This window comes from Planctomycetota bacterium, assembly GCA_035384565.1.
Classification (GTDB): Bacteria; Planctomycetota; PUPC01; order DSUN01; family DSUN01; genus DAOOIT01.
On record DAOOIT010000006.1, the window covers coordinates 52,042 to 69,562 of the forward strand.

The 17,521-nt window shown below is 68.9% G+C and carries 14 protein-coding genes; 12 read left to right on the top strand and 2 right to left on the bottom strand.

The genetic code is table 11. The annotated features are described in order from the left end of the window. Positions 1-26: 26 nt before the first annotated feature. Positions 27-1,925 (bottom strand): selenocysteine-specific translation elongation factor, encoded by a 1,899-nt coding sequence (gene selB / locus PLE19_03720; protein ID HPD14028.1) that lies wholly within the window; start codon positions 1,923-1,925, stop codon positions 27-29. Then, complete coding sequence (gene selA, locus PLE19_03725; GenBank protein HPD14029.1) at positions 1,922-3,337, bottom strand: L-seryl-tRNA(Sec) selenium transferase; 1,416 nt, start codon at positions 3,335-3,337, stop codon at positions 1,922-1,924. The genes selB and selA overlap by 4 nt, the downstream gene beginning before the upstream one ends. Before the next feature lie 521 nt (positions 3,338-3,858). On the opposite strand from selA, the gene PLE19_03730 reads away from it, so the two are divergent. From PLE19_03730 to PLE19_03785, 12 genes are all read left to right on the top strand, one after another. After that, positions 3,859-4,041: a hypothetical protein gene (locus PLE19_03730; GenBank protein HPD14030.1), complete on the top strand. Its 183-nt coding sequence runs from the start codon at positions 3,859-3,861 to the stop codon at positions 4,039-4,041. Between the two features lie 17 nt (positions 4,042-4,058). Further along, complete coding sequence (gene moaC / locus PLE19_03735) at positions 4,059-4,559, top strand: cyclic pyranopterin monophosphate synthase MoaC (GenBank protein ID HPD14031.1); 501 nt, start codon at positions 4,059-4,061, stop codon at positions 4,557-4,559. Between the two features lie 9 nt (positions 4,560-4,568). Beyond that, positions 4,569-5,519, top strand: a complete 951-nt coding sequence (locus PLE19_03740; GenBank protein ID HPD14032.1) for a molybdopterin-binding protein — start codon at positions 4,569-4,571, stop codon at positions 5,517-5,519. Between the two features lie 18 nt (positions 5,520-5,537). Then, positions 5,538-6,296 (top strand): ThiF family adenylyltransferase, encoded by a 759-nt coding sequence (locus PLE19_03745; GenBank protein ID HPD14033.1) that lies wholly within the window; start codon positions 5,538-5,540, stop codon positions 6,294-6,296. 9 nt (positions 6,297-6,305) lie between these two features. Further along, positions 6,306-8,585 (top strand): fused MFS/spermidine synthase, encoded by a 2,280-nt coding sequence (locus PLE19_03750; GenBank protein ID HPD14034.1) that lies wholly within the window; start codon positions 6,306-6,308, stop codon positions 8,583-8,585. Positions 8,586-8,665: 80 nt separating this feature from the next. Then, positions 8,666-10,402 (top strand): aldehyde ferredoxin oxidoreductase C-terminal domain-containing protein, encoded by a 1,737-nt coding sequence (locus PLE19_03755; protein ID HPD14035.1) that lies wholly within the window; start codon positions 8,666-8,668, stop codon positions 10,400-10,402. Then, complete coding sequence (locus PLE19_03760; protein ID HPD14036.1) at positions 10,383-10,649, top strand: MoaD/ThiS family protein; 267 nt, start codon at positions 10,383-10,385, stop codon at positions 10,647-10,649. The genes PLE19_03755 and PLE19_03760 overlap by 20 nt, the downstream gene beginning before the upstream one ends. Positions 10,650-10,769: 120 nt before the next feature. Further along, entirely contained in the window at positions 10,770-12,173 is a 1,404-nt protein-coding gene (locus PLE19_03765) for a tetratricopeptide repeat protein (protein ID HPD14037.1), read from the top strand. A 38-nt stretch (positions 12,174-12,211) separates the two neighbouring features. After that, positions 12,212-12,496 (top strand): 30S ribosomal protein S20, encoded by a 285-nt coding sequence (rpsT, locus tag PLE19_03770; GenBank protein HPD14038.1) that lies wholly within the window; start codon positions 12,212-12,214, stop codon positions 12,494-12,496. Further along, positions 12,496-13,857: a TldD/PmbA family protein gene (locus tag PLE19_03775; protein HPD14039.1), complete on the top strand. Its 1,362-nt coding sequence runs from the start codon at positions 12,496-12,498 to the stop codon at positions 13,855-13,857. The genes rpsT and PLE19_03775 overlap by 1 nt, the downstream gene beginning before the upstream one ends. A gap of 2 nt (positions 13,858-13,859) precedes the next feature. Continuing rightward, the gene (locus PLE19_03780; protein ID HPD14040.1) at positions 13,860-15,185 is read left to right on the top strand and encodes a TldD/PmbA family protein; all 1,326 of its coding nucleotides are present in this window, start codon (positions 13,860-13,862) and stop codon (positions 15,183-15,185) included. Positions 15,186-15,285: 100 nt separating this feature from the next. Beyond that, entirely contained in the window at positions 15,286-17,514 is a 2,229-nt protein-coding gene (locus PLE19_03785) for a UvrD-helicase domain-containing protein (protein HPD14041.1), read from the top strand. The last annotated feature ends 7 nt before the right edge of the window (positions 17,515-17,521 follow it).

Sequence of the window (17,521 nt, forward strand, 5' to 3'; positions counted from 1 at the left end):
CGGATGCCAGGGCAGGAGGCATGGAGTCAGGTTCGGAGACGGCGGAAATCGCCGTCGCGGACGATGTTCCGCGTGGCGTCGAAGTGCTGCATCAGGCCCAGGGCGTAGCGGCGGGTGGTGTTGAGCAACTGGCGGAAGTCGCTCATGGTGATCTGCCCGTGCTGGCGCAGGTAGGCTTCGAGCTTACGCCACGCCTCCTCGACCGCCTGAGGGTGGAAGCCACAAACCTCGGCATCCACCAGGCCGCCGCTCTTGAGGAGCGCCTCGTGGACCGAAGCGATCTGGGCCGCGGGGAAGGGCAGGGCCTTCTGGAGGTCGGCCAGCGTGGGCGGCGCAAAGGGCGCGGCGAGGCAAGCCGCGAGGATGGCCTCGCGCACCTCGGCCTGGCGTGGGTCGAGTTGCACGCGGTGGCTGGCCAGCGCATAGGTGTTCTCCACGCGGCGGAAGCGCCCGGCCGCCACCCCCTCGTCCAGGATCGCGGCGAGGAGGTCCTCGGTGAACCGACGTTCGGGGTCTATCTTGGCCGCCAGCGCCGCCACGGTGAGCCCGGTGGCCAGCAGGGGCTTGGCCTTGTGATGCTGTGACAGGGCAGCGGCGGCCTGCTCGATAGCCGCGTCGCGGAGCGCGAGATCGTAGAGCCAGGCATCGGCGCCGGTGGACAGAATGCGGATGCGGTCGCCGCAGGCCTGCAGAACCGCGGCGGGCGTCTCGGCCAGTTCTTTGCACACGGCGCTGAGGCGGAGCGGCCCCGCGGCCTTGCGGAGTTCGTTGCTGATGGCGGCCTGGAGGCCGCCGTTGGCCAGGGCGAGCAGGGCCTCGGCCGCGTCGGCGCGCTGGCGCCTGTGCTTCAGGGGGTGCGCGTCCAGCACCTCGCCCCCTCCGAGGGTGGCGTCGCCGCCGGCGGTGCGCACGATGAACCGATCGCCGTGGCGGGCCACCACCTGCCCCGCCAGGCGCAGTTGCGCCCAGGCCTCGCTCCCGGGCTCGAGGCGAAGGCGATCCAGCAGAGCGACGCGGGCGTGGACCTCGCTCGTGCCCAGGTGGAAGGTCACCGATGCCCCGTGCTCGATGGGGCGGGGCACCGCCGCGTCCAGGACGAGTCGCCCGTCCACCATCGAGGTCGGCAGGAAGGCGTCGCGCGCACACAGCACGTCGCCGCGCTCGAGTTCATCATGCTTGATGCCCGCGAGGTTCACCGCGGTGCGCTGGCCGGCGTAGGCCGCTTCGACGGCGCTGCCATGCCACTGGAGGCCGCGGACGCGGGCGCGCTGCCCGCGCGGCAGGACTTCGACCTCGTCGCCCACGCGGAGCACGCCGCCCACCAGGGTGCCCGTGACCACCGTGCCGTGGCCGGCGATGGCGAACGAGCGGTCTATGGGCAGCCGCGCGAGCGCGCCGCCGGGGCGCTCGGGGATGCGGGCCGCCACCCGGGCGATAGCCTCGCGCAGCGCGTCGAGGCCCTGGCCGGTCACGCTCGACACGGGCACGATGTCGGCCCTCGCAAGGAAGGTGTCCGCGACCAGCTCGCGCACCTCCTCGACGACCAACTCGACCATCTCGGCGTCCACAAGGTCCACCTTGTTCACGACCACCAGCCCATCCCGGATGGCGAGGAGCTTGAGGATGGCGAGGTGCTCCCGTGTCTGAGGCATCACGGAGTCGTCCGCGGCGACGACCAGGATGGCGAAGTCAATCCCCGTGGCGCCGGCCACCATCGTGCGCACGAAACGCTCGTGGCCGGGCACGTCCACGAGTCCCACGCGGGTTCCGTCGGGCAGGTCCAGGAAGGCATAGCCGAGCTCGATCGAGATGCCCCGCCGCTTCTCCTCGGGCAAACGGTCCATCTCGATGCCCGTCAGGGCCTTGATGAGCGAGCTCTTGCCGTGGTCAATGTGCCCGGCGGTGCCGGCGACGAGGTGCTTCATTGTGTGGCGGCCCTCTGGGCGGTGGAGCGCCCGGTTGCGAGGGCTTGGACGCAGTCCAGGATGTCGCGGGCATCGTCGGGCAACAGCGTGCGCACGTCGAGGCCGAAGCGGCTGCGCCGGAACCTGCCGAAGATCGGCGGCTCGTGGGCTCGAAAGGCGGCGTCGAGCGCGCCGGCGGGGTGGCCGGCAGCCTCGAGCCAGACGACGACGGTGGGCACAGTTTCGCCCGGGAGAGAGCCGCCTCCGATGGAACTCTCATCCGCCTCGGGCGAGGCGGCCCACCGCGGCGCCACGCGGCGGATGGCTTCGGCAAGCGCTTGGGCATCCTGCGCCACGTCTTCCACCGGCCGGCGGATCAAGTGCATCGTCACCGTGTCGGGCGCGCCGGCGTGGAGATGGGCGCGCAGCGTGGCCTCGAGCCCCGCGAGCGTGACCTTGCAGACGCGCAGGGCGCGTTTGAGAGGGTGCCGGTTGATGCTCTGGACAAGGGCGCGCCGGCCGACAAGGGCGCCGCCCTGCGGGCCGCCGAGGAGTTTGTCGGTGCTGAACGTCACCAGGTCGGCGCCGTCTGCCACCGCCTGGCGGACGACCGGCTCCTGGGCGAACACGGCTTCTCGGCCGGGGAGGAGAAGGCCCGAGCCTGTGTCGAAGAGCAGCAGGGCGCCCGAGCGGCGGGCCAGCTCGGCCAGGGGCTTCACCGCCACGTCGCAGGCGAACCCGACGATGCGGAAGTTGCTGGGGTGGATCTTGAGGATGGCGGCCGCACCGTGGGTCAGCGCGGCCTCGTAGTCGGCGAGGCGGGTGCGGTTGGTGGTGCCGACCTCGACCATCTGGGCGCCGCTGCACGCGATGATCTCGGGCAGACGGAACGAGCCGCCGATCTCGACCAGCTCGCCCCGCGAGCAGAGGACCCGCTGGCCTGCCGCCAGCGCCGTGAGGGCCAGCACGAGGGCCGCCGCGTTGTTGTTCACCACGGTGGCGGCCTCGGCGCCCGTCAGGCGCATCAGGAGGTCGGCCACGTGGGTGTCGCGATGGGCGCGGCTGCCGGTGGCCAGGTCCACCTCGAGGTTGCAGTAAGCGCCTGCGACCTCGGCCATGGCCTTGATGGCGGCCGGGCCGATCGGCGAGCGGCCGAGGTTGGTGTGGATGATGACGCCGGTGGCGTTCACCACGCGCCGCAGCGAGCGCGGAGCCTTGACCCCGAGGCGCGCGGCCGCCATCTCGGCCACCTGCGCCGCCGTCTCGTCGGTCGTCGTCCCCTCCCCGGCGGACCGCTGGCGGTCGGCGCGCACTGCGGCCACGCACTCGCGCACGCACTCCACCACCAGCTCGCGCGGCAGCTCGGCCAGCAGCGCCCGCAGGGCGGGCTGGCTCAGCACCAGCTCGACGCTGGGAATGCCCAGAACGTTCATCGCGTGGCACCTCGGGCGCGCTGGGGCGGTTCGTTCGCCCGTATTGTAACCGCCGCGCTGGCAAGGGTCAAGGCTGCCTCCCCGGGCGCCAGCCGTCCAACGCGGGCGGCGACAGAGGCGAGGGAACGTGGCGCCCGGCGCCTGCGCCCCCATTCGCCGTCGAGTTGTCTTGGAAACCAGACACGGCGCCGCCATACCTGCTCATTCTGCCATTCTCGCTCTGGTGAGCAAGTATGGCGCTTTGGCGATCCGGGCGGCTCTACGGCCTTTCCGCCCATACTTGCTCAATTTCCTCCCCCTCACAGTTGAGCAAGTATGGCGCCTGGCCGACCCTGGCCCCGGTGGCCGTCCCCGGCCATCTGCGTCACATGCGCTCTCACAGGGTGACACAGCCGCGGAGCAGGCAGTGCCCGGATGCCTCGGTGGCGAAGGTGGCCAGGGATGTGGGCATCCTCGAGGGAGCGCCTCAGTTGACCCGAGCGTGTCCACGGCTTATACTTAGGTGGGAAAGGAGGGAGCGCATGCCGAACCGCCGCGTCCAGTGTCCCGAGTGCGGCCACGAGTTTCCGGCCGAGGCGAAGTGGGGGCCGAAAGACTGGGGCCTCTACGTGCTCGCCGTGGGGCCGATCGGCCTGATGGCCCTCGTGGTTGCGGGCCTCGGCGTCGCGGCCCTGCTGCGCCTCGTCGGCATCGGGGGCGACTAGACCAACAGAGAGCAGGTGTGGGCAAGTCCGCAAGCCTTTCAGACCGCCACGCCCTCACGCACGTAGATGGAGAGGGCAGGGCGCGGATGGTGGATGTTTCGGCGAAGCGCCCGACGCGTCGGCGCGCCGTGGCCGAGGGTCTGGTGCGCGTGGGGCGCGAGGCGGCCGCCGCGATCCGAGCCAATGCGGTCGCCAAGGGCCCCGTTCTCGAAACCGCGCGCATCGCGGGCATCCAGGCCGCTAAACAGGCCGGCGCGCTCATCCCGTTGTGCCACCCTCTGCCCCTTGAGCACGTGGCCGTAGACCTGGCGCTGAAGGGGGATGACGTGCACATCCGGGCCGAGGCGGTCGTCACCGGGAAGACGGGGGTGGAGATGGAGGCCCTGACGGCCGCGTCGGTCGCCGCCCTGACCGTCTACGACATGTGCAAGGCGATCTCCAAGGGAGTCGAGATCCGCTCCCTCCGGCTCCTTGAGAAGTCGGGTGGCAAGTCGGGCACGTGGAGGCGCAACCCGTAGCGGCTCACCATGCGCATCGAGGCCATCTGCGTCAGCGAGTCCAAGGGCGTCCCCAAACGAGCCATCGAGCGAGCCCTCTTCGTCGCAGGCCACGGCATCCAGGGCGACGCCCACGCGGGCGCGTGGCATCGGCAGGTGAGCCTCCTGGCCGCCGAGGAGGCCGATGCCTGGCGCCGCCAGCTCCCCGACCTCCAGCCCGGGGCCTTTGCAGAGAATGTCCTCATCGCGGGCCTGGACACGGATCGCCTTGGTCTGGGCAGCCGCCTCCGCCTGGGGGCCGAGGCCGAACTCGAGGTGACCCAACTCGGCAAGGAGTGCCACGGCCACCGCTGCACCGTGTTCGAACGCATGGGCGACTGTCTCATGCCTCGGCGGGGCCTCTTCGCCCGCGTCACGCGGGGAGGCGCGGCGCAGGTGGGCGACCCCGTCGAAATCCTTCAGACGGTCCCGCGGGATGTCATCCAGGCCGTTGTGCTCACCGTGAGCGACCGCTGCTCGCGGGGCGAGGCCACCGACACCGCAGGCCCCGCCGTCGCGAAGCTGCTCTGCGCGCGCCTGGGCTGCCACGTGTACAGGTTAGAGATCATCCCCGACGATCGGCCCCGCATCGAGGAGCGCCTCCGCCATTACAGCGACGGGCACAGCATTGACCTCGTGGTTGCCGTGGGCGGCACAGGCTTCGCCCCGCGCGACGTGACGCCGGAGGCGACCCGCGCCGTAGTGGACCGGCCCACCCCCGGGCTGGACGAGGCCATGCGCGCGGCCTCCCTGGCGAAGACGCCGCACGCCGCGCTCTCGCGCGGCTTCTCGGGGATTCGCAAGAAGACCCTCCTCGTGAACCTCCCCGGCTCCGAGCGCGCCGCCGTGGAGAACCTCGAGGCCATTCTCGCCGCACTGCCGCATGGACTCGCCAAGCTGCGGGGCGACCCGTCCGACTGCGGGCGCCCGCCCAAAGCCTGAAGCTCCGGAAGCACTGCCTTGCCCGATGCGCGTTACATCCGCCAGGAGATCTTCGAGCCGATCGGGGCCGAGGGGCAAAGCCGCATCATGGCCGCGTCGGCAGCCGTCATTGGCTGCGGCGCGCTCGGCTCGCACATCGCCAGCTGCCTGGCCCGCGCGGGCGTGGGCCGCCTCCGCATCGTGGACCGCGATGTGGTGGAGCTCGACAACCTCCAGCGGCAACTGCTCTTCGACGAGGAGGACGCGCGGCAGCGCCGTCCCAAGGCGACGGCTGCTGTGGAGCGGCTGCGCCGTGTGAACTCGACCATCGCTCTCGAGGCTCGGCCGTGCGAGGTCACTGCGGCGAACGCGGCGGAGCTGGTTCGCGGATTCGACGTGGTGATGGACGGCACCGACAATGTGGAGACCCGTGTGGCCCTCAACGACGCCTGCCTGGGAGACCACATCCCGTGCGTGTTCGCCGGGGCCGTGGGCGCGACGGGCCTCGTCTTCCCCGTCGTGCCCGGCCGGACGCCGTGCTATCGCTGCCTGATGGCCGAACTCCCTGCTCCAGGGACGGCGCCGACCGCCGGGACAGCGGGCATTCTGTACTCCACGGTGGCCGTGGTCGCAGCTCTCCAGTGCACGATCTGTCTGCGGCTTCTCCTCGGGGACTTCGAGCCGGGGGACGAAGCCCTCTGTGTAGACGTGTGGGACGCCGAGCTCACGCGGGTGAGAGTCCCGCGGCGGGCGCAGTGTCCCGCCTGTGGCCCGAAGGGTTCTGCAAAGCCGGTTTAGGGGATTTCCGTGTTGCTGTACGCGTCGGCGATCTTCCTGGGCGCGTTCCTGCTCTTCCAGGTCCAGCCGCTGATCGGCAAGTTCATCCTGCCGTGGTTTGGCGGCGGCCCGGCGGTGTGGACCACGTGCATGCTCTTCTTCCAGGTGCTGCTGCTGGCGGGCTACGCCTACGCGCACTGGCTGAGCACGAAGCTGGAGCGGCGCCGGCAGGCGGTGATCCACATCGCGCTGCTGGTGGCGGCCGTGGCCACGCTGCCCATCATCCCGTCGGCGCGGTGGAAGCCCTTGGGCGGCGCAGAGCCCACCTGGGGCATCCTGGTCCTCCTCACGGCAACCGTGGGCCTGCCCTACCTGGTGCTGGCCACGACCAGCCCGCTCCTCCAGGCGTGGTTCAGCGTGGCCCATCCCGGCCGGTCGCCGTACCGCCTCTATGCGTTGTCGAACCTCGGCTCGCTGCTCGCGCTGGTGAGCTACCCGTTTGCCGTGGAGCCGGGCCTGGCGTTGAGGGCGCAGGGGTTCCTGTGGTCGGTCGGGTTCGGGCTTTTCGCCATCCTGTGCAGCTACGCGGCACTGCGGATGCGCCAGGCGGAAGCCGCGCCGGCCGCAAACGCGGGGGGCGAGACCGCGGCCTCCGAGACCGAGAAGGCTCCCGGCCTGGGCGTGCGCCTGCTGTGGGTGGCCCTGCCGGCGTGCGGCTCGATCATGCTCCTCGCCGTGACGAACCAGATGTGCTGCGACGTGGCCATCGTGCCGTTCCTTTGGGTGTTGCCGCTGACGGTGTACCTCCTGACATTCATCCTGTGCTTCCACAGCACGCGCTGGTACCCGCGCGTCTTCTGGTGGGTCCTGCTGTTCGTGGGCCTGGGGGGCGTGGAACTCGCGCGCCGCGTGCTGCGCCTGCCGGTGCTCGGCGTCTTCGCCATCACCGGCACGCCGGAAGCCCCGGCTGGGGATCTGACCTTCGCGCACGGCCTGTGGACCTTCGTGACGGGCAGCGGCTACCTGGGTTCGGACCTGGGCTGTTCCGAGGCCCTGTCGGCCGTCCTCGGCGGCATCCCCTGGGTGATGAGCGAGGGGGTGGACGTCTCAATCCTGGGACAGATTATCAGTTTCTCCGCCGTGTTGTTCATCGCCTGCATGGTGTGCCACGGCGAACTGGTGCGCCTGAAGCCCAACCCGCGGCACCTGACATCCTTCTACCTGCTCATCTCCGTGGGGGGCGCCCTGGGCGGGGCCTTCGTGTCGCTGGTGGCGCCGCGCATCTTCCCCGCCTACCTGGAACTGCACGTGGGGCTGTGGCTCTGCGCCGCCCTGGCGATGGTGGCCTACTGGGCCGATCGCAAGCCGCATCGGGGCTGGCCGCGGCGCTGGTGGACCATCCTGTACCTGCCCGCCTTCGTGGGTCTGCTGGCGGTGCTTGCCGTGACGCTCAAGCGCGACGCCGATGAGATGATGAAAGGCTGCCTGTCGCTCTCGCGCAACTTCTACGGCGTTCTGCGCGTCAGCGAATACCACAAGACGGACCCCGAACGGCACTACTTCAGCCTTCAGCACGGCCGCATTTCGCACGGGAACCAGTTCGCGGACGTGGAGCGGCGCCGCTGGCCCACGAGCTACTATGGCGAGAAAAGCGGCGTGGGGCTGGCCATTCTGAACCTGCGCGGCGACGGCAAGTCGCCCCAGCGCGTCGGCGTCGTGGGCCTCGGCACCGGCACCATCGCGGCCTATGCCCGTCCGGGCGACTGCTACCGTTTCTACGACATCAACCCGGCCGTGCCCCTGATCGCCGCCACCTGGTTCCACTACCTCGAAGACAGCCGGGCCGCGGGAGCCGACGTCCAGGTGGTGCTGGGCGACGCCCGCCTGTCGCTCGAACGCCAGGAGCCGCAGCACTTCGATGTGCTGGCACTAGATGCCTTCAGCAGCGACGCCATCCCCATCCATCTCCTCACGCGCGAGGCGTTCGACGTCTACCTCAACCGCCATGTCAAGCCCGACGGCGTCCTGGCCGTTCACATCTCGAACCGCTACCTCGAGCTCGAGCCCGTAGTGCTCGCGCAGGCAGACTACTTCGGGTGGCAGGCCGTCGTCGTCGAGTCCAAGAGCGACAAGTCGCGCAAGGTCGACTCGGCCACCTGGGTGCTCCTGACGCGGAATGCGGAGTTCCTGGACTCGGAGCCCATCCGCCGTGTCATCGAGAAGGCCGAGGACGAGGGGGAAGAGCCTGTCACCACGCGGCGAGTCCTGTGGACGGACGACTACAGCAACCTCTTCCAGGTGCTGAAGTGAGGTTGACACGCCCAAACGCTCCGCTAGAATGGCTTGGGCGGGGATAGGGCGCAAACCCTCCAGACGCAGGAGGCCATGGCATGGGAGCGTTGATCCGCGTGAGGATGGGGTCACTCACCGCGACGGCTGAGGAGGTGCCCAGCCGCCTTCGTGCGCTCGGGGGCAGGGCGGTCACCAGCGCCATCGTCGCCAGCGAAGTGCCACCGGCCTGTCACCCGCTGGCCGCCGAAAACAAGCTGGTCATCGCGCCCGGCCTCCTGGCCGGCACGGCGGCCCCGTGCAGCGGCCGCCTGTCCATCGGCGCCAAGAGCCCCCTCACGGGAGGCATCAAGGAATCCAACTCCGGCGGCACCGCGGCGCAGGCCCTGGGGCGGCTGGGCCTGGCCGCCATCGTCGTCGAAGGCAGGCCGACACGCGACGTGCCCTACCTCCTCTTCGTGGACAAGGCAGGAAGCCGCCTCCTGGAGGCCCCTGAACTGAAGGGCCTGGGCAACTACGACACGGTGGACCTGCTTCACAAACGCTTCGGCGCCAAGGTCGCCTGCATCACCATCGGCATGGCCGGCGAGATGCGCCTCGCCGCCGCGAGCATCGCGATTACGGACGTGGATGGCCGCCCGACCCGCCATTGCGGCCGCGGCGGCCTGGGCGCCGTCATGGGCTCGAAGGGCCTCAAGGCCATCGTGCTCGACACGGACGGCCTGCCTCGACCCGCTAGCGCCAACGCGGAGGCCTTTGCCGCTGCCGCCAAGCGCTTCGCCAAGCATCTGGCGGCGCATCCCGTGACGGGCCAGACCCTGCCCCTGTACGGCACCAATGCCCTTGCGAACGTCATCAACGCCGCCGGCGCGTACCCGACCCGCAACTTCTCGGCGGGCACCTTCGAAGGCGTGGAAGCCATCAGCGGCGAGACCGAGCGGGAAACCATCCTGGCGCGCAAAGGCAACCCCCGACACCCCTGCCACCCCGGCTGCACCATCGGCTGTTCCAGCGTCTATCCCGACAGGGACGGCAACTTCCTTTCCAAGGGGCCCGAGTACGAGACCGTGTGGGCGCACGGAGCCGACTGCGGGATCGCAGACCTGGACGCGATCGCGCGCATGGACCGGGCGGACGACGATATCGGGCTCGACACGATCGAGATGGGCGCGACAATCGCCGTCGCGATGGAGGGCGGGCTGCTGCCTTTTGGCGACGCCGAAGGCGCGCTGCGACTCCTCGACGAGGTGCGCAGGGGCACGCCGCTCGGCCGCATCCTCGGCTCGGGCGCGGCGACCACCGGCAAGTGCTTCGGCGTCAGCCGCATCCCGTGCGTCAAGGGCCAGGCGATGCCCGCCTACGACCCGCGCGCCGCGAAGGGCATCGGCGTAACCTATGCCACCAGCCCGATGGGCGCCGACCACACGGCCGGGTACGCCATTGCACAGAACGTGTTGGGCGTGGGCGGTTCAGTGAACCCGCTTAAGCCAGACGGGCAAGCTGCCTTGAGCGCCGCCCTTCAGCAGGCCACCGCCGCGATTGACAGCACGGGGCTCTGCCTCTTCGTTGCCTTCTGTGTGCTCGACGTCCCTGACGCTGCTCAGGCCGTGGTGGACCTCATCAACGCCCATCGCGGCACGAGCTGGTCGCCAGAGGAATACCTGGAGACTTTGGGCAAGGCCACGTTGCGGCACGAGCGCGCGTTCAACCGTCTCGCAGGCTTCGGCGCCCTCGACGACCGCCTGCCGGAGTTCATGAAGACCGAGCCTCTCGCTCCCCACAACAGCCTCTTCGACGTTCCTGACGAGGACCTGGACCGTGTGCACGCCGGACTCTGAGAGCACGATCACGGTGGAGGTGACGCTGCGGTCCGTCCTGGCGAAGTACCGCCCGGACCCGAAGGACCGTAGACCGTTCCCGTGCAGGCTGGCGGCGGGGAGCACGGTGGGCGATCTGCTGGCCACGCTGGGGGTCCCCGAGGGCGTGGCCAAGCTCGTCTTCGTGGACCACATTCGGTGCGACCCCTCGGCGGTGCTGGGGGATGGAGCCAAGGTGGACGTGTTTCCGCCCATCGCGGGAGGGTGAAGACCGAGGCCTCGGGACGTTTGACTTTGCCGCCCGGGTGCGCTATAGTCATTGGATTCCAGGAGACACCGACCGATCGTGCCCTGCGTCGTGCGGGCCGCGGTTGGGAAGGAGGCGGGCGTGGACGCGACGAAACTGACCGAGAAGGCCGCGGTTGCTGCGGAACGAGGCAACTACGACTATGCGATTGATCTCTACTCGCGTCTGCTGGAGCTTCAGCCGCAGCACGTGGACGCACGCAGGGCGCTGCGTGCCGTGGAAATCCGGCGTTGCCAGGAGGCGGGGGTAACCAAGTCGGGCGTCTCCGGGTGGATACGCGGGCTGGGCCACCTGTTCACGGCGCTCGTCTACGTGGCGATCCGAAAACCCGAGAAGGCCATGACCGCCTGCGAAGGGTTTCTGAAGAACGACCCCTACAACCGGATCATCCAGCGCCTGCTGGCCTATGCGGCGGAGAAGGCCGATTACCCCGAAGTGGCCATCCTGGTGCTGGAGGACGTGCGCAACAGCGCCGGCACCGTGCCGACCAGGGGCCCCGCGCTCCGTGGCCACGTGAGGGTGTTACGGAAGCTCGGCCAGCTCTACGTTCGCACCGAGAAGCTCCCTCTCGCGGCCGAGCGCTACGAGGAGATTCTTAAGCTCCTGCCCGGCGACCGCGAGGCCGAAGGCCGCATCCGCGACATCGCGGCGCAGCGCTCCATGGTGGAGGGCGGATGGGACAAGGCGGGCAAGGCGGGCGGCTACCGCGAAGTGCTCAAGGATGAGGAGGCCGCGAAACGCCTCGAGGACACGCAGCGCGACATCCGCACCCGCGAGGACGTGATGGCCGCGATCGAGCGCGTCAAGCTCGACCTTCAGAAGGACCCGAACAACACCCGCCACCTCATCCAGCTCGGCGATTTGTACAAGATGCTCAGAGACTGGAACCAGGCGCGCGCTCAGTACGAACGGGCCCGCCAGATTGACCCACACAACTTCATGGTCTCCGAGCGTCTGGGCGATCTGCGGTTGGCCGAGATGGACCACGAGATCGAGGAGTTGGAGAGCGACCCCGACGCGAAGGAACGCGTGGCCCAGTTGCGTAAAGAGCGCTTGCGATTCGCCTTCGAGGAGTACCAGCGGCGGGCCAAAGCGCGGCCTCAAGACCTGCCCACGCGGTTCGCACTGGCGAACATCCTGTTCAGCACGGGGAACTTTAAAGAGGCTTCGGCGCAGTTCCAGCTCGCGTCGCGTGACCCCCGTCACCGCCGCACGGCGCTGTACCGCCTCGGCATCTGCTTCCAGCGCCAGGGCCTGGTGGACCTGGCCGTGGAGCAGTTCCAGAAGGCCGTTGCCGGGGCCAGCCTGGTGGACCAGGAGGTCAAGGAAATCCTCTATTCGCTCGGCGAGGCCCGGGAAGGGCAGAACCGGCTGAACGAAGCTCTCGAGGCGTACAAACGCGTCTTCGAGGTGGACATCAATTTCCGCGACGTTTCCAGCAAGATCGAGGAACTCTACAAGCGGGGCGCCAAGGACGCCACGTAGGCGCGCCAGCCCCTTCCGCCAATCCGTTGGAGAGAGGAATGCCCAGGTCTTTCACGACGAAGAAGCGCATCCGACAGAACCTCCGCCGGCGTCTGCACAACCGGGCGGCCAAGGGCGCGGTGAAGCTCCAGGTGCGGCAGTTCGCGGCCGCGTTGGAGGGCGCGGACGCCGAGGCCAAGGTGCAGGAGTTCCGCAAGGCTGCGCGCGCGCTCGACAAGGCCGTCGCACACGGCGTGATGCATCGCAATGCCGCTGCCCGCAAGAAGTCCCGCCTCGCGGCGCAACTGAAGAAAGCCACCTCTACGCCCGCCGCGCAAGCCTGATGGAAACACTGGCCCGACAGGCCCTCGCCCACGCGCGCGCCGACTATGCCGAGGTGCGCATCGAGCGCAGGGCAACCACGCATGTCACCTACGTGGGGCGCGAGTTGGAGGACCTCTCCACTTTCACGTCGGTGGGAGGGTGCGTTCGCGCCCTGGTCAAGGGCGGGTGGGGATTCGCCTCGTTCAACGACTACGCCGATCTGCCCCGCTGCGTGCGGCTGGCGTGCGAGCAGGCCGCCTTGGTGGGCTCTGGCCCGAGCCGCCTGGCGCCTCCGATGCCGGCCCCCGCGCGCGTCTCTTCGGGCTGCGTGGTGGACCCGCGAGAAGTGCCTCTTGAACAGAAGGAGGCGCTCTGTCGCCGCTACAACCAGCGCATCCTTGCGCACCCGCGCATCCAGACGTCCAGTGTGCGTTACCGCGACTCGTGGGTCGAGACCACCTTCGCCTCCACCGACAGCCGGTGCCTCTGCCAGGAGGAGGTCTTCTGCGGCGTCTCGCTGGCGGCCATCGCCAAGGACGGGATGAACGTCCAGCGGGCACACAAGGGCGTGGGCGACCTGCGGGGCTACCAGATCGTGGAGGGTCTGGAGGCTGACTGTGAGCAAGTGGCGAAACGGGCCATCGCGCTCCTGGCCGCTGAGCCGGTGCGAGGAGGGCGCTACACGGTGATCGCCGACCCGCTGTTGGCGGGCGTGTTCGCGCACGAGGCTTTCGGGCATCTGAGCGAGGCCGACTTCGTGTACGAGAATCCGCCGCTACGCGAGATGATGCAGATTGGGCGGCGTTTCGGCCAGGACCATCTGAGCATCGTGGACGATCCGACGTTGCCCGGCGAGGCGGGCTCGTATGGCTTCGATAGCGAGGGCATGCCCGGTCGGCGCACGGAGTTGATCCGTGGCGGGGTGCTGGCGAGCCGGCTGCACTCACGCGAGACCGCCGCGAAGATGGGCGAGGAGCCCACGGGCAATGCCCGCGCCATGGACCACCAGCATCCGCCTGTGGTCCGCATGTCGAACACCTATATCGAGCCGGGCAACTGGCAACTCGATGACCTGCTCGCCGACACGGGCCAGGGCCTCTACGCACGCGGCAGCCTGGGCGGTCAGACCGACATGGAGATGTTCACCTTCTCAGCCGAGGAGGGCTTCATCATCCGCGACGGGAAGCTGGCCGAACGCGTGCGCGAGGTGGTTCTGACAGGCAACGTGTTTGAGACGTTAGCCAACATAGACGCCGTCGGGAACGATCTGGCCTTGTACGGGGGGCTCGGGGGCTGTGGCAAGGGCGACCAGAGCCCGCTGCGCGTGTCCACGGGCGCTCCCCACATCCGCATCCGCAACTGCCTTGTGGGGGGACGGTGACCATGCCCTCCCTGAGCGCCGCCGCAGCGGCGGAACAAGTCGTCGAACGTGCACGACGCCGGGGAGACGCCGCCGAAGTCCACGTCGCCGAGAGCGAGGCGCGCCCGATCCAGTTTGAGAACAATCAGTTGAAGTGCGTGCACACGAAGTGCACCCGCGCACTCAGCGTGCGGCTGATTCATCGCGGGCGGATCGGCTTTGCGAGCACCACCGACACGTCCGACCCCGCGGGCCTTCTCGACCGGGCGACCGCCAGCGCCGCGTTTGGGCAGGAGGCGAAGTTCGCCTTCCCGGGGCCGTTGCCGTACCCCGATGTGGCCGTCTACGACCCGCGCGTGGCCGATTTCCCTATCGAGCGTGGCATCGAACTGGGGCGTGAAGCGATCGAGCAGGTCCTCAGCCAGTACCGCGACGTGCAGTGTTACGTGGAGGTGAACAGGTCGGTCGGCGCCGAGCGGCTGTTGAACACGAGCGGTCTCGACGTGCAGATGAGCCTCACCGGCTTCGAGTCCTCGCTCACGGCGGTGCGGGTGGGCGAGGGAGGCCTCCTGTGGGTGAGCGACGGCGAGAGCTCTCATGCCTTGGTAGCTGACCTCCCGCGCTACGCCTCGAAGGTGATCGCCGACATCCGGTTGGCTGAGCGGGAGGCCCCGGTGCCAGCCGGCGCGCGGCCTGTGCTCTTCACCGCGAGGGCGGTAAGCCTCCTCCTCCAGTTCATCGAGTCGGCTGTGAATGGCAAGCTCGTGCAGAAGGGAGCGTCTCCGTTGACGGGCCGGCTCGGCGAGCAGGTGCTGGGCGCGGAAGTGACCTTGTACGACGACGGCACCAGAGACTACGGCGACGGCAGCGCACCCTTTGACGCCGAGGGCACGCCAGCGCAGCGGACGCCCCTCTTCGAACGCGGCATTCTCCGGAATTACCTCGTGGACCTCCAAACCGCAGGGATGCTGGGACGTGCCGCCACGGGCAATGCGGCCAGGGCCTTCGCCGCAGCCCCCAGGCCCGAGGCCACCAACCTCGTCCTCGAGCCGGGAAGCGATTCCTTCGCCAGCCTCCTGGCGGGAATAGACCGCGGGCTTCTCGTGGACGATGTCCTCGGGGGGGGCCACTCGAACATCCTGGCCGGCGAGTTCTCGGTGAATGTGGGCCTCGGCTTCCTTGTCGAGCACGGGCAGATCATCGGCCGTGTGAAGGACTGCATGATTGCGGGCAACGTCTTCGAACTCTTCCGTCGGGTGCGCGGCATTGGGAGCCCTCAAGAGACGCACGGCTCGACCGTGACGCCGCCGGTCTGCTTCGACGGAGTCCACGTGGCAGGCGGGGACTGAGAAGGAACTTGGCCGGGCGAGCACCCTGAGGATTGAGCGCGCCCTTCGGGGTGCAGCTCCACGAAGCCATTGTGCCGCCCGGCCATTCTCTTGCCTCACTATGAGCATACAGGACGCAATTCTGGCCGACCTGACCCCCGAGCAGCGCGAGGCGGTGACGCACCGCGACGGGCCGCTGCTGGTGGTGGCAGGGGCCGGCAGCGGCAAGACGCGCGTCATCACCCGCCGTGTGGCGCACCTGGCCCTGCTGGGGGTGAAGCCCTGGCGCATCCTGGCCGTCACCTTCACCAACAAGGCGGCTGGCGAGATGCGCGAGCGCATCGAGCAGATGGCCGGCACGCGAGGCGTGTGGGTCTCCACGTTTCACGCCCTGTGCGCGGCGATGCTGCGCACGTCCGCTGAGACGATTGGCCTCGACCGCAACTTCACCATCTACGATCGCGACGACCAGCTCAAGGTGGTGGCCGAAGCCTTGAAGCGCCTGGAGTTCGACAAGGCGGACCTGCCACCGGCCAGCGCGCTTCAGGCGATCAGCAATGCCAAGACGCGACTCGAGAGCCCGGAGCAACTGGCGCGCAGCGCGATGAACTGGCGCGACGAACGGATCGCCAAGGTCTACGCCCAGTACCAGAAACTCCTCGACCACCACGCCGCGCTGGACTTCGACGACCTGCTGATGCGCGTCGCGCTCCTGCTCCGGGGCGATTCAGGCTTCCGGGAGCGCTGGCAGGCACGCTTCGAGTACCTCCTGGTGGACGAGTACCAAGACACGAATCACGCCCAGTACCTCATCGCTCGGGAGCTGGCGGCCCCCCATCGCAACCTCTGCGCCACCGGCGACCCCGACCAGGCCATCTACTCCTGGCGCGGCGCCACGATTCGAAACATCCTCGACTTCAAGGACGACTACCCCGAGGCGAAGGTCGTGAAGCTCGAGCGGAACTACCGCTCGACCAAGGTCATCCTCCGGGCCGCGGACAGCCTGATCACCCGGAATCTGCAACGCCACGAACGCGCGCTGTGGACAGAGAACGCCGAGGGCGTGCCGGTGCGGCTCCTGCTGGCCGATGACGCCGAGGAGGAGGCGGCGCAGGTGGTAGGCGTGCTCAGGAGCCTGCGCGAGGCGGGCCGGCCCTGGCGCGACTTCGCGATCTTCTACCGCACGAACGCCCAGTCGCGTTCGTTCGAAGAGACCATGCGCCACGCCATCCCGCACCGCCTCGTGGGCGCCGTGCAGTTCTACGGACGGCAGGAGGTGAAGGACGTTGTGGCCTACCTGCGGGTATGCCTGAATGAACGCGATGACTTGAGCCTCCAACGCATCATCAACACCCCGCCGCGCGGCATCGGCGACCGAACGGTCGAGTGCATCCGGGAGTGGGCCGTGCAGAACAACATCCCGCTGCGGGCCGCCCTGGGCCGCGTGGAGGACGTGCCTGGTCTGGCCACGCGAGCGAAGAATGCCGTCCGAGCATTCGCGGACCTCCTCGACGCGTTCCAGTTGGTCCCCACAAGACCCGTCCGGGAGTTCTGCGAACATGTCCTCGAGGCATCGGGGTACCGTGCCTGGCTCGAATTGCCCGAGAACAAGGAACGACGGGAGAATGTGGACGAGTTCCTCGCCAAGGCGGCCCGATTCGATCAGGAGAACCCGGAGGCCGATCTGAGCGCGTTCATGCAGGAGATCGCGCTGGTTTCTGACGTGGACAACCTGGATCGGACCTCGGACGCAGTGACCCTGATGACGCTGCACGCCGCCAAAGGGCTCGAGTTTCCTGTGGTCTTCCTGACAGGTCTCGAAGAGGGGCTGCTGCCGCACTACAACTCGTTGAACTCGGAGGCCGAGGTCGAGGAGGAGCGTCGCCTGTGCTACGTGGGGATGACCCGGGCGCAGGAGGAACTGGTCCTGTCCGCGGCCCGATGGCGGCTCCAGGGCGGCCAGGGGGCCGAACGGGAGCCCTCGCGCTTCCTTCACGAGGTTGGCTCCGATGTGTTCGACGAGGGCGGGAGAAACGCTCTGGCTGCGTTGGCGACTCAGCGCGAGTGGGGCGGCTCGGCGCCGGGCGCGCCAAGCGTGCTCGGGGCCGGCAGACTTCATGGCCGCCCGTTGGCATGGAGGACGGAGCCGAAGGAACCCGAGGCCGCATCAGCCACGCCTCCGACGCGAGGTCATCTGAAGGTGGGCGACAGAGTGCGCCATCCGCAGTTCGGCGAAGGACGCATCGTGGCGCTCCAGAACTCCGACAAGCTGACTCTGGCGACCGTGGCCATGGCCGGCGGCGGCAAGCGGGTGTTCGCGCTCGAGTACGCCAAGCTGGAAAAGCTCTAGGCTCTGC